This window comes from Cognatishimia sp. 1_MG-2023 (assembly GCF_030548175.1).
Lineage (GTDB): Bacteria > Pseudomonadota > Alphaproteobacteria > Rhodobacterales > Rhodobacteraceae > Cognatishimia.
Genome location: NZ_JAUORX010000003.1, coordinates 41,784 through 54,539, shown reverse-complemented (window position 1 = coordinate 54,539; position 12,756 = coordinate 41,784). Strand labels below are relative to the sequence as shown.

Sequence of the window (12,756 nt, the reverse complement as noted above, 5' to 3'; positions counted from 1 at the left end):
AAAACCTTGCAGCATTGCAAATAACTTAACAGGAATTTTGGCGCGCGACATGGCGTCCCTTTACAGATCACGGACGGTTTCCTTACACCTTGTATAAGAGAGGGAGGATCAGCCATGTCTTACAAAGAGGTCTACGCCAATTGGAAATCAGACCCCGAAGGGTTCTGGATGCAGGCCGCCGAGGCGATTGATTGGGATCAAAAACCAACGCAGGCGCTGACGCAAAAAGGCGAAGGTCTGTTTGAATGGTTTGCTGACAGCAAGGTGAACACGTGCTGGAATGCTGTGGACCGCCATGTTGAGGCTGGGCATGGGGATCGCGTGGCAATCATCTATGACAGCCCCGTCACCAATTCCAAACGAAACATCACCTTTGCAGAGCTACAGGACAAGGTTGCCCGATTGGCCGGAGCGCTGCGGGCGCAGGGTGTCGAAAAAGGCGACAGGGTTTTGATCTATATGCCAATGGTCCCAGAAGCGCTACAAGCGATGCTGGCCTGCGGACGTATTGGGGCGATCCATTCCGTTGTTTTTGGTGGCTTTGCCGCGAACGAGCTCGCTGTGCGGATTGACGATGCGAAACCCAAAGCCATCCTTGCGGCCTCTTGCGGGATCGAGCCGGGGCGGGTTGTGGAATACAAACCCTTGTTGGATGGCGCGATTGAGGCGGCCACTCATAAGCCCACGTTCTGTGCGATTTTGCAAAGGGAACAGAAAACAGCGGACTTGATCGAAGGGCGTGATTTGGATTGGGCTGAGTTTCAACAGGGCGTTACCCCGGCAGAATGCCTGCCTGTTGAGGGTAACCATCCGTCTTACATCCTGTATACCTCTGGCACGACGGGGCAGCCCAAGGGTGTGATCCGCCACACTGCGGGGCAGCTTGTTGCGTTGAATTGGACGATGAAAGCCATCTACAACGTGGCACCAGACGATGTGTTCTGGGCAGCGTCTGATGTGGGTTGGGTCGTTGGGCATTCCTACATCTGCTATGGTCCGCTGATCCACGGGAACACGACCGTTGTCTTCGAAGGTAAGCCCGTTGGCACGCCAGATGCCGGTACGTTCTGGCGCGTGATTTCAGAGCATAAAGTGACGTCGTTCTTTACCGCTCCAACGGCATTTCGTGCGGTGAAACGCGAAGATCCGACAGGTGCCTTGGTAAAAGATTATGACCTAAGTTCTTTGAAACAGGTCTATTTGGCGGGTGAACGGGCTGACCCTGACACCATTGAATGGGCGCAAACGCAATTGGGCGTGCCGGTGATCGACCATTGGTGGCAAACGGAAACCGGTTGGGCCATTGCGGCAAACCCATTGGGCATCGAAGAATTGCCGATCAAACTTGGCTCACCAGCTGTTCCAATGCCCGGTTACGATGTCGAGATTTTGGACGATGCTGGTCACCCAGTTGCGGCAGGAGAGTTAGGAGCGATTGCAATCAAGCTGCCCCTGCCCCCTGGCACGTTGCCGACGCTTTGGAATGCAGAAGAGCGGTTCAAGAGCTCTTACCTAAACACCTTTCCCGGCTACTACGAAACTGGGGATGCGGGCATGAAGGATGAAGAGGGTTACCTCTATATCATGGCGCGCACGGATGACGTGATCAACGTGGCGGGCCATAGATTGTCCACCGGTGCGATGGAAGAGGTTCTGGCAAACCACCCAGACGTGGCCGAATGCGCGGTGATCGGTGTTTCTGATGCGTTGAAGGGGCAGATGCCGGTTGGCTTCTTATGCCTGAATGCCGGTGTGGACCGCCCGCAAGACGACGTTGTGCGCGAAGTTGTGCAGCTTGTCAGGCAACAAATTGGGCCCGTTGCAGCGTTCAAAATGGCGACGGTTGTTGACCGATTGCCCAAGACCCGATCAGGTAAAATTTTACGTGGAACAATGGCGGCCATCGCCGATGAGACCGCGTGGAAAATGCCTGCAACCATTGATGATCCGGCCATTTTGGACGAGATTACGGTTGCCCTAAAAGGGATCGGACTGGCGGGCGCATAAGTCTTTACAAACACAAATCACCATGGCACATGACTCCGGCACGACGTGCCTTCTATCGTTTACCTGTCTTTGCCTACGGCGATTACGCATTCGATTCTGCACAGACGCCTAGGACTTGACGCATTCTGCGGTCAGGCTTTTTTAAGGAGAACGGTTATGCCTACAGGCACCGTAAAATGGTTTAACACCGACAAAGGCTACGGCTTTATTGCACCTGAAGATGGCGGCAAGGACGTTTTCGTTCATATCCGCGCAGTACAACAAGCTGGCCTAGACGGCTTGGCTGACAACCAAAAGGTTGAGTACGAGCTGGAAGCTGGCCGTGACGGCCGCGAAAGCGCAGGCGGCATTTCTCTGCTGTAATCAGCATTGAGAACCGGTTTTGAAATGGGCGCCTTCGGGGGCCCATTTTGCATTTTTAGCCTTAGACTTGATAGAGCTCCAGCGGTAGCCCATCTGGGTCAGCAAAGAATGTAAACGCCTTTCCAGTAAACGCATCTATGCGGATGGGTTCGACGGCGACGCCCTGCTCTTCTAAGTCGTGCTTAGCTTGCGCAACGTCCAAGACCTTGAACGCCAAATGCCGTAGCCCTTGCGCCTCTGGATAAGACGGGCGTGTAGGTGCGTTCGGCATACTAAACAGCTCTATCTGCGACCCGTCCGGCAAAGCGAAATCAACCTTCCAGCTATCGCGCACCTCGCGATAGGTTTCGGCAATAATCTTCAATCCCAGAACATCGGAATAAAACGCTTTGGATACATGAATGTCCGAGCAGATGATGGCCGCGTGATGCACTCCTTCGATCTGCATGCGAGCGTCCTTATACAAATTGTTCGCGGATCAAACGTTCCTCGAGGCCATGCCCCGGATCAAACAGTATGCGGTGACCAACAGATGGCTCGGACCGAATTTCAACCGAGATGACATCGCGTACCGACCGACTATCAGCGTCCGCCATAACGGGGCGTTTTTCCGGGTTCACAACTTCGATCCGCACAAGTGACTCTTTGCGCACCAAAGCCCCCCGCCAACGGCGTGGGCGAAACGGTGCAATGGCCGTTAAGGCAAGAACGTCAGAACCAATTGGCAAGATAGGACCATGCGCGGAATAGTTATAGGCCGTGGACCCCGCCGGCGTGGACAACAGGGCGCCATCACAGACCAACTCGTCCATGCGTAGGCGACCGTCGATCCAAATACGCAGCTTTGCCGCCTGTGGCCCTTGGCGCAGCATAGACACCTCATTGATGGCAAGCGCGTGGTGGGTTTTGCCGTTTTGGCAAGTCGCTGTCATGGTCAGCGGGTTGATCATCTCTTCTTCGGCGCTATCCAAGCGCTCTAGCAGATCAGATTCAACATACTCATTCATCAAAAAACCAACGGTCCCGCGGTTCATCCCGTAGACCGGCACATCAAGCTCTTGGGTGCCATGCAGGGTTTGCAACATAAAGCCATCCCCACCCAATGCCACGATGACATCCGCATCATCCGCTGGGCGATTGCCATAGCGACCGATCAAAGTGGCACGCGCCGTTTGTGCCGTATGCGCCTCTGAGGCGAGGAATGCGATTCTCTTTGGCATGGTTTTGGCTGTATCCTGTTTCCAAAGGCCGTCATGTGGTTCCGAAAGAAACACAAGTTTACCTGACACGCCAGTGTTCTAGCTAAGATTTACGCTCCAAGGGCGTTTCTTATCTTTCCATTTCAGAATGTTTCCTTTAGGAAACTTTTCAAATTTCTCTAGTCGGAGCACAGCAAATGAACGCCCCTACCCGTGACACTGGTTTCTTTACCGAGTCCCTGTCTTCTCGTGACCCAGAGCTTTTCGGCTCTATCACAGATGAGCTGGGTCGCCAGCGCGATGAAATCGAGTTGATCGCATCCGAGAACATCGTTTCCGCGGCAGTGATGGAAGCCCAAGGTTCCGTCATGACCAACAAATATGCCGAAGGCTATCCAGGTCGCCGTTACTATGGTGGTTGCCAGTATGTAGACGTTGCAGAGAACCTAGCAATCGACCGCGCCAAAGAGCTGTTTGGCTGTGAGTTTGCCAACGTTCAACCAAACTCTGGCTCGCAAGCGAACCAAGGTGCGTTCCAAGCATTGATTCAGCCAGGTGATACCATTCTGGGTATGAACTTGGCGTCTGGCGGTCACTTGACCCATGGTGCCGCGCCAAACCAATCTGGTAAGTGGTTCAACGCCATTCAGTACGGTGTGCGCAAGCAGGACAACCGTATCGACTATGATCAAGTTCAAGAACTAGCGAACGAACATAAGCCAAAGCTGATCATCGCTGGTGGTTCCGCGATTCCACGTCAGATCGACTTTGCGAAGTTCCGCGAAATCGCTGACAGCGTTGGCGCGTTGCTGATGGTCGACATGGCGCATTTTGCCGGTCTGGTCGCCGCAGGCGAGCACCCATCCCCGTTCCCATACGCAGATGTCGCGACCACAACCACGCACAAAACACTGCGCGGCCCACGTGGCGGCATGATCCTGACCAACGACGAAGCCATTGCAAAGAAAGTGAATTCCGCGATCTTCCCGGGTATTCAAGGTGGTCCGTTGATGCACGTTATCGCGGCAAAAGCTGTTGCCTTTGGCGAAGCGCTGCGCCCGGAATTCAAAACCTACCAAAAGCAAGTTCGAGCCAATGCGGTTGCCTTGGCTGATCAGCTGATGAAGGGTGGATTGGACATCGTAACTGGTGGCACAGACACACACGTAATGCTGGTCGACCTGCGCCCGAAGGGTGTGAAAGGCAACGCGACAGAGAAAGCATTGGGTCGCGCGCATATCACAACCAACAAAAACGGCATTCCGTTTGATCCGGAAAAACCATTTGTTACATCTGGTATTCGCTTGGGTACGCCTGCGGGCACGACACGTGGGTTCGGCGAAGCTGAGTTCCGTGAAATTGCTGACATGATCATCGAAGTTGTCGAAGGTTTGGCGGCAAATGGCGAAGAAGGGAATGCAGAGGTAGAAGCAAAAGTGAAGGCACAAGTGGCTGAGCTTTGCGCGCGTTTCCCGCTGTATCCGAACCTGTAAGGTCATTTAAATCTGTAGAAAACGCCGTCCATTTGGGCGGCGTTTTTCTTTGCGTTTCAGTGGCTTAAATCAAAGGAACCCGCGCCAAATCAAAACGCAGATCAGCAGGATCACAACGATGATCAGGTTGAACACCGTCACCCCAAGCGCACCAAGAATTGCGCCTTTGCGACGGTCAGCGGGATCGTAGGTTTCCAGGTCAGATCGTAACGACGCATAGGGTTTTACAAGCGATTTCTCGTCCAATTGCAGGGCGATTTTTGGGTTCTTCAGCTGCTGTTGCGCCTCGACCAAACGGGCGGCGTTGCGGTGGGCGGCTTGTGGTAATCTGCGTCCAATTTTACGCATCGCTTCCGATAGCTCATCCGATTGGATACCAAATTTGGCATCCACGAGCTTTAGCAGCTTGGCGATTTCATCGTTAAAGTGTTTCGGATCAATCACTTATTCAACCTCTAAGAGTAACCTAACACGGCTTGGGCTTGCTCAAAAGAGGGAGTATGATACGACTTGCCCATGTTGAATATGATCGCGCACGGCACCGCTACTGAACGTTTACCTTTGTTAATTGTGCATGGGCTTTATGGCTCTGCGCGAAATTGGGGCGTGGTGGCGAAAAAACTGTCAAACGAGCGGCAGGTTTTTGCGGTAGATCATCGCAACCACGGGGAAAGCCCGCGCGAAAATTCGCATTCTTATCATGACCTTGCAGGTGATTTGGCCGAGGTACTGGAAGACATCGGACCAGCGATTGTGTTGGGCCATTCCATGGGTGGCAAGGCCGCAATGGTGCTGGCGATACAGCGCCCAGACTTGGTGGATCGCCTGATCGTCGCAGACATCGCACCGGTGGCTTACACGCACACACAGCTGCCGTTTATCCATGCCATGCGCGCGGTGGATTTGGACCGAGTAGAGAAGCGTTCAGACGCTTTAGATATGCTCGCCAACGCCGGGGTTGAGGATGCGACGTTGCGGTCATTCTTTACGCAATCCCTTGATTTAAAAGAGAAACGATGGCGGTTGAATTTGGACGTGCTTGAGGCCGAGATGCCCAAGATTATGGGATTTCCAGAGGATGTAACCGGGGCATTTGAGGCCCCTACTCTGTTTTTATCCGGTGCAAATTCCGATTACGTTTTGGCCGAACACCGCCCCCAAATCCGCGATATGTTCCCAAAATCCGCATTCGTTAAGATTTCGGGCGCGGGCCACTGGTTACACGCCGAAAAGCCGGCAGAGTTTATCGCAACGGTCCGTGCTTGGGTAAATCGTTAATCTGGAAATTCGTACGTTTCGAAGGCTGAAACGTACGATTCGAGAATATGGAATTTTAGCGTTTACATACTCTTTACGATTGCACGACATACTTGCCCAAATTGGGCGGCGTATGAAAACCAAAAGGCCCTCTAAGATAGGAGGCCCTTTTGTCATAATTTTGGAAAATCAGTCGTCCATCTTAAGCGCAGAAATGAACGCTTCTTGGGGGATGTCGACGCGGCCGAATTGGCGCATCTTTTTCTTACCGGCCTTCTGCTTTTCGAGCAGTTTCTTTTTACGTGTTGCGTCGCCGCCGTAGCATTTGGCGGTTACGTCTTTGCGTAGGGCAGACAGCGTTTCACGGGCGATGACTTTGCCGCCGATGGCTGCTTGGATCGGGATTTTGAACATGTGACGCGGGATCAGATCCTTGAGCTTTTCACACATGGCGCGGCCACGTTGTTCAGCACGGTCGCGGTGAACCATGGTGGAGAGCGCATCGACTGGTTCGTCGTTGACCAGCACGGACATTTTCACCAGCTGATCCTCGCGGTAGCCGATCATTTGATAATCGAACGACGCGTAACCTTTTGTTACCGATTTCAGGCGATCATAGAAATCAAAGACGACTTCGTTCAGCGGCAGGTCATAGACGACCATCGCGCGGGTGCCGGCATAGGTGAGGTCTTCTTGGATACCGCGGCGGTCTTGGCAAAGCTTTAGGACGTCGCCCAGGTATTCGTCGGGCACCAGAATGGTGGCTTTGATACGCGGCTCTTCTAGGTGATCCACCTTGGACATGTCGGGCATGTCGGCAGGGTTGTGCAGCTCGATCATCTCGGGCTCTTCGCCCTCTTTGGCCTTCATGTAGATGTGATAGATCACCGATGGGGCCGTGGTGATGAGTTCGATGTTATATTCGCGTTCGATCCGGTCGCGGATCACTTCGAGGTGCAAGAGGCCAAGGAAACCACAGCGGAAGCCAAAGCCAAGCGCGGCAGAGGTTTCCATTTCAAAGCTAAAGGAGGCGTCGTTTAGAGCCAGCTTATCAATCGCATCGCGCAGATCTTCGAATTCAGAGCTATCAACTGGGAACAGGCCACAGAAGACCACTGGCTGCGCGGGCTTAAAGCCTGGCAAAGCCTCTGTCGTGCCGTTGCGGTCATTGGTGATGGTGTCACCAACCCGGGTGTCGCGGACCTGTTTGATCGAAGCGGTCAGGAAGCCGATTTCGCCGGGGCCGAGGCTGTCGACCATTTCCATTTCTGGACGGAAGACGCCAACGCGGTCAACGGAATGCAACGTGTTGTTGGACATGAATTTGACGCGCTGGCCCTTTTTCAAGGTGCCGTCCATGATGCGGACCAGAACGATAACGCCAAGGTAGGCATCGTACCAACTGTCGACCAGCATCGCTTTGAGCGGCGCGTCGATGTCGCCTTCGGGGGCGGGCAGATCGTCGACAACGGATTGCAGGGTTTCGCGGATGCCCTGCCCTGTTTTGGCGGAGACTTGCAGCGCGCCTGTGGCGTCGATGCCGATGACGTCTTCGATCTGTTCGGCGACGCGATCACAGTCAGAGGCTGGCAGGTCGATCTTGTTCAGGACCGGTACGATTTCGTGGTCTGCTTCGATGGCGTGATAGACGTTGGCCAGCGTCTGTGCTTCGACGCCTTGGGTGGAGTCGACAACCAGCAAAGAGCCTTCGACCGCGCGCATGGAGCGGGAGACTTCGTAGGCGAAATCGACGTGGCCCGGGGTGTCGATCAGGTTGAGAATATAGGTCTCGCCATCCGCGGCTTTGAATTCGATACGCACGGTGTTGGCTTTGATGGTGATGCCACGCTCGCGTTCGATATCCATGCTGTCGAGCAGCTGTTCCTTCATGTCACGATCTTCCACCGTGCCCGTCTCTTGGATGAGGCGGTCAGCGAGGGTGGATTTACCATGGTCAATATGCGCGACGATGGAGAAATTGCGGATTTTCGAAAGCTTTGTCATAAGGCGGATATGGCTGGGAAACGGCTGTTGGTCAAGCGGTTCTGCAACATATGCCATTGCGTGGGTGGTTAGGATTGGATGCCTTCGGCGAAGGTATTTAGATCAAGAAAAAGCGGGCGACAGGGAATTGAAGAAATTGTCGAAAAACTGGCCCAGTTTTCTGTTCATGTTGATGTACCTCAAAGATTGAGCAAGTCTCTGAATGATACATCCTGCGTGTATTTCAGAAATTGGATCCACCATGATTTATCGCATCATTTATTTTAGCACAGCCGCGCATGCCATGGCCTCGGAAGACCTGGAAGCTTTGATGCAATTGGCACGTGCGAACAACCAGCGCGTTGGGATTACCGGCCTTGTCGCCTATCACGATTTTACGTTCATTCAGGTATTGGAAGGACCGCGAAGTGCTGTCCAAGCGTGTTTTGATCGGATCAGCGGAAACACCTTGCACCGGAATGTAACTTTAGCCTGGAGGGGAGAGGCCTTAGAACGATGCTTTGAGAAGTATTCGATGGCATTTGTTCCTGCTGCGGATCAGACGCCGCCGCAGAACCAAGCGTTCAAAGATTTGCGGGCGGTTTTCGACCCCGAGAATCCGACATCCGTCGCGTCAGACAAGATTGTTACGGGATTCTTTGAAGCCTTTCGGGACACCACGCGCCCCGTTTGATCACCTATCGCGTTAGCTCTCTCGCTGCCAAGGTGGATGCGCCGGCCATGAGGGCTGCGGTTGCTAGGCATAGTGGCAGACCTCCGATTTGGTAGCTGAGGCCTGATAGCAGCGTGCCGATTAGGCGGCCTGCTGCGTTGGACATGTAGTAGAAACCGACGTCCATCGTGACGCGCTCGTCGCTGGTGAAGGCGAGGATGAGGTAGCTGTGAACGGAGCTGTTGATTGCGAAGACAAAGCCGAAGATCAGCAGGCCCGCGATCAGGATCGGGGTGAGCTGCGGTAGGTTTAGGGCGACAGCGGCGGCGAGGGTTGCGGGGATCAGCGTGAGGATCGCGACCCAGAGAGTGGCGGATTGGGCGATTTCGGTGGTGGATTTATCTGCGGCTTTTAGGATTTTCGGCGCGAGGCCTTGGACAAAGCCATAGAGGATGATCCAGACGGCCATGAAGGTGCCGATAGTGAAGAAGGCGGCGCGGTTGCCCTCGTGGCTGCCATCCGACAGCACGGCGTAGAAATAGATCGGGATGCCAACAACGAACCAGACGTCGCGCGCGCCAAAGAGGAACATGCGCGCAAGGCTGAGGCGGTTGATGTTGCGATCTTTGGACCAGACTTGGCTGAATTTGGCGGATTTTTTGCCTTGGGGCAGACCGGCGGGCATGAAGATCATGGTGCCGATTAGGATGACGGTTAGGACGGCGGCCATGGCCCAGATCGCGGTGAGGAAACCTGCGGTGGCGAGGAGTGCTGCGCCCAGCAGAAAGCCGAAGCCTTTGACCGCGTTTTTGGAGCCGGTCAGGATGGCGACCCAGCGAAAGAGGCCGCCCTGCCCTTTGGGTGCCAGTAGTTTGACGGCGGATTTGGCGGACATTTTGGAAAGGTCTTTGGCAATGCCAGAGAGGCCTTGGACACACATCACAAATATGACCGAGGCGGTCAGTGACCATTCGGGATTGAGTTGCGCGAGGGCCACGAGGGCTGCGATTTGGATCGCGAGGCCCGCGTAGAGTGTGGTTGTCAGGCCGAACCGGGCGGCGATCCAACCTGCAGAGAGGTTGGTGACGACGCCCATGAGTTCATAGAGCAGAAAGAGATATGCCAGCTGGACAGCGGAAAAGCCGAGGGTGTGAAAGTGCAAGAGCACCAACATACGCAGCGCGCCATCCGTCAGCATGAACGCCCAATAGGCAGCAGTGACGGTGATATAGGCGGCGAGGCCGTTTGGTTTTTCGTCTGTCATGGCTGACATATCTTTGACTTTCCGCAGGTTAGATGGATTTGGCAACCATATTGGTGATGTCGGCCAAGCGGCTGACGTAGCCCCATTCGTTGTCGTACCACGCATAGATTTTCACTTGGCGTTTGTTCACGACCATTGTGGAGAGCGCGTCGACGATGGTGGAACGGTCGTCGTTTGTGTAGTCGCAGCTGACCAATGGGCGGGTTTCAAAGCCAAGGATGTTTTGCAGTGTGGTTTCGCTGGCTTCTTTTAGGGCGGCGTTGACGTCGTCTTCGGTAACATCGCGGGACACATCGAACACGATGTCGGTGAGTGAAGCGTTCAGCAGTGGGACACGGACGGCGTGGCCGTTGATCTTGCCCTCGAGCTCCGGGAAGATTTGGATGACAGCCTTGGCGGACCCGGTGGTGGTTGGGATCAGCGAATTGAGGGCCGAACGTGCGCGGCGCGGGTCATTGTGGGCTTTGTCGACGATGGTTTGCGTGTTGGTCACATCGTGGATGGTGGTGAAAGAGGCTTGGTCGATGCCAAACGTCTCGTGCATGACTTTAACCACGGGGGCGATGCAGTTGGTGGTGCAGCTGGCGGCGGTGACGATGTTTTGGTCAACATATGTGTCGTGGTTCACGCCATAGACAATGTTGGCTGCGCCTTCGATTTTAACAGGGGCTGAGACGACAACCTTTTTGACGCCAGCATCAAAGTATGGCTGCAGGGTGTCTTGGGTTTTGAACTTGCCAGAGCATTCGACGACCAGGTCGATGTCGCCAAGCGGCAGAGCCGCTGGGGTCATTTCCTGAGTGAATGTGATGGTGTGGCCGTTGATGGTGATGGATTTGTCATCATGGCTCACGTCAGCTTTCCACGTGCCGTGGACTGTATCGAATTCGATGAGCAGCGCGTGGGTGTCGATGTCGCCAAAGGGATCGTTGATCAGGGTGATTTGGTTGCCAAGGCCTATGTCAAAGAGACGGCGCAGCACCAGTTTACCCATGCGGCCAAGGCCATTGATTGCGATTTTTGTCATGTTTTCAGTCCTTAGGAGCAGATCAAGATGGGAACCAACCGCGTGTGCGGTTGGCGAATGCAACGAGCGACAGCATCACGGGTACTTCGACAAGCACGCCGACGACTGTGGCCAGAGCAGCGCCTGAGCCGAGCCCGAATAGGCTGATGGCGACGGCAACGGCGAGTTCAAAGAAGTTGGATGTCCCAATGAGGGCGCAGGGTGCGGCGACGTTAAAGGGCACGCCCCACGCGCGGGCTGCGCCATAAGCCACAAAGAAGATGCCGTAGCTTTGGATAAGCAGCGGGATGGCGATAAGCAGGATGACCAGTGGGCGGTCAATGATGACTTGGGCTTGGAAACCGAAAAGCAGGACAACGGTCAGCAGCAAGCCAAGAATACCTGCGGGCTTTACCTTGTCTTTAAACGTATCTACGGCCGGTTCACCACCTTGCTTTAAAAGGATATTGCGGGTGATAAGCCCCGCGATCAGAGGCAATGCCACATACAGCAGGACGGACAGTAGCAACGTATCCCATGGGACGGTGATGTCTGTGACGCCCAACAGAAAAGCGACGATGGGTGCAAAGGCAAAGACCATGACGACGTCGTTCACACTGACCTGCACAAGCGTGTAGGTTGGGTCGCCTTTCGTGAGGTTGGACCAAACAAACACCATCGCTGTGCAAGGTGCTGCGCCCAGCAGGATGACGCCAGCGATATAGGCTTGGGCGTCGTCTGGCGGGATGAGCCCTGCGAAAACGGTATTGAAAAAGAACACGCCGAGGGCCGCCATGGTGAAGGGTTTGATCAGCCAATTTACGATCAGCGTAATTACGATGCCTTTGGGACGGTCGCCTATTTGTTTGAGCGCGCCGAAATCGACGCCAACCATCATTGGAAAGACCATCGCCCAGATTAGGACGGCGACGGGCAAGTTCACTTTGGCGATTTCCAGGGCGGCGAGGCTGGCAAACAGGTTTGGCGCAAGGCTGCCCAAAGTCAGGCCTGCTAGGATCGCGATCGCGACCCAGAGGGATAAAAGGCGTTCAAAGGTGCCGAGGCCAGCCTCTGCTTGGGTGACGTCAGTCATGTTGTGTTTTCCTTGGAGGATGGCCCACAGCCGCAGGCGATGTCTTGGATCAAAGGTTCACAAAGTTCGGGGCGACCGCCGCAGCAATCTTGGAGAAGAAAGCCGAGCAGGCCACTTAGCCCGTCCATGTTTGCGAAGTAGCGGATTGCCCTGCCCTCGCGTTCGTTGCGCAGAAGGCCCGCGTTGAGCAAGATGGCGAGATTGGCGGACATTGTGTTTTGGCGCACGTCGAGGGCGGCCGATACTTCGCCAGCCAGCATGCCGGCCTCGCCCGCGTGAACGAGCAGGCGGAAGGCATCAAGGCGGGAGACTTGGCTTAGAGCCGCGAAGGCGTCGAGAGCATTTGATTTATCCATATATCGGGATTTATTGATATGAATGAGTCGGGTCAATCATGTTTCAACGCGGTTTCTGTGAA

At 54.6% G+C, this 12,756-nt stretch carries 13 protein-coding genes; 5 read left to right on the top strand and 8 right to left on the bottom strand.

The genetic code is table 11. The annotated features are described in order from the left end of the window. Positions 1 to 114: 114 nt before the first annotated feature. Together Q4544_RS05525 and Q4544_RS05520 are read left to right on the top strand one after the other, a co-directional pair. The gene (locus tag Q4544_RS05525; RefSeq protein ID WP_303504498.1) at positions 115 to 2,007 is read left to right on the top strand and encodes a propionyl-CoA synthetase; all 1,893 of its coding nucleotides are present in this window, start codon (positions 115 to 117) and stop codon (positions 2,005 to 2,007) included. Positions 2,008 to 2,163: 156 nt separating this feature from the next. Further along, positions 2,164 to 2,370: a cold-shock protein gene (locus Q4544_RS05520; protein WP_303504497.1), complete on the top strand. Its 207-nt coding sequence runs from the start codon at positions 2,164 to 2,166 to the stop codon at positions 2,368 to 2,370. 61 nt (positions 2,371 to 2,431) lie between these two features. On the opposite strand, the gene Q4544_RS05515 is transcribed toward Q4544_RS05520, so the two are convergent. Further along, the gene (locus tag Q4544_RS05515; protein WP_303504496.1) at positions 2,432 to 2,818 is read right to left on the bottom strand and encodes a VOC family protein; all 387 of its coding nucleotides are present in this window, start codon (positions 2,816 to 2,818) and stop codon (positions 2,432 to 2,434) included. A 10-nt stretch (positions 2,819 to 2,828) separates the two neighbouring features. Beyond that, positions 2,829 to 3,590 (bottom strand): NAD kinase, encoded by a 762-nt coding sequence (locus Q4544_RS05510; RefSeq protein ID WP_303504968.1) that lies wholly within the window; start codon positions 3,588 to 3,590, stop codon positions 2,829 to 2,831. Positions 3,591 to 3,766: 176 nt separating this feature from the next. On the opposite strand from Q4544_RS05510, the gene glyA reads away from it, so the two are divergent. Continuing rightward, positions 3,767 to 5,062, top strand: a complete 1,296-nt coding sequence (glyA, locus tag Q4544_RS05505) for a serine hydroxymethyltransferase (protein ID WP_303504495.1) — start codon at positions 3,767 to 3,769, stop codon at positions 5,060 to 5,062. 69 nt (positions 5,063 to 5,131) lie between these two features. On the opposite strand, the gene Q4544_RS05500 is transcribed toward glyA, so the two are convergent. Further along, positions 5,132 to 5,506, bottom strand: a complete 375-nt coding sequence (locus Q4544_RS05500) for a hypothetical protein (protein ID WP_303504494.1) — start codon at positions 5,504 to 5,506, stop codon at positions 5,132 to 5,134. Between the two features lie 72 nt (positions 5,507 to 5,578). On the opposite strand from Q4544_RS05500, the gene Q4544_RS05495 reads away from it, so the two are divergent. Further along, positions 5,579 to 6,340, top strand: coding sequence for an alpha/beta fold hydrolase (locus tag Q4544_RS05495; RefSeq protein ID WP_303504493.1), 762 nt, complete (start codon positions 5,579 to 5,581; stop codon positions 6,338 to 6,340). Positions 6,341 to 6,508: 168 nt separating this feature from the next. Here Q4544_RS05495 and lepA read toward each other — a convergent pair whose 3' ends face one another. Then, on the bottom strand, positions 6,509 to 8,323 hold the full coding sequence (gene lepA, locus Q4544_RS05490; RefSeq protein ID WP_303504967.1) for a translation elongation factor 4: 1,815 nt from the start codon (positions 8,321 to 8,323) through the stop codon (positions 6,509 to 6,511). A gap of 241 nt (positions 8,324 to 8,564) precedes the next feature. Between lepA and Q4544_RS05485 the strand changes: the two genes are divergently transcribed. After that, positions 8,565 to 8,996, top strand: coding sequence for a BLUF domain-containing protein (locus tag Q4544_RS05485; RefSeq protein ID WP_303504492.1), 432 nt, complete (start codon positions 8,565 to 8,567; stop codon positions 8,994 to 8,996). Positions 8,997 to 9,000: 4 nt separating this feature from the next. Here Q4544_RS05485 and arsJ read toward each other — a convergent pair whose 3' ends face one another. From arsJ to Q4544_RS05465, 4 genes are read right to left on the bottom strand one after another with little or no spacing between them, the layout of a single operon-like run. After that, positions 9,001 to 10,239: an organoarsenical effux MFS transporter ArsJ gene (gene arsJ / locus Q4544_RS05480; protein ID WP_303504491.1), complete on the bottom strand. Its 1,239-nt coding sequence runs from the start codon at positions 10,237 to 10,239 to the stop codon at positions 9,001 to 9,003. A gap of 28 nt (positions 10,240 to 10,267) precedes the next feature. After that, on the bottom strand, positions 10,268 to 11,266 hold the full coding sequence (locus Q4544_RS05475) for an ArsJ-associated glyceraldehyde-3-phosphate dehydrogenase (protein ID WP_303504490.1): 999 nt from the start codon (positions 11,264 to 11,266) through the stop codon (positions 10,268 to 10,270). 22 nt (positions 11,267 to 11,288) lie between these two features. After that, entirely contained in the window at positions 11,289 to 12,338 is a 1,050-nt protein-coding gene (gene arsB, locus Q4544_RS05470; RefSeq protein ID WP_303504489.1) for an ACR3 family arsenite efflux transporter, read from the bottom strand. Beyond that, positions 12,335 to 12,694 carry a helix-turn-helix transcriptional regulator gene (locus Q4544_RS05465; RefSeq protein WP_303504966.1) on the bottom strand — a complete coding sequence of 120 codons (360 nt, stop codon included), beginning with the start codon at positions 12,692 to 12,694 and terminating at the stop codon, positions 12,335 to 12,337. Before Q4544_RS05465 ends, arsB begins: the two co-directional genes overlap by 4 nt. Positions 12,695 to 12,756 lie beyond the last annotated feature (62 nt).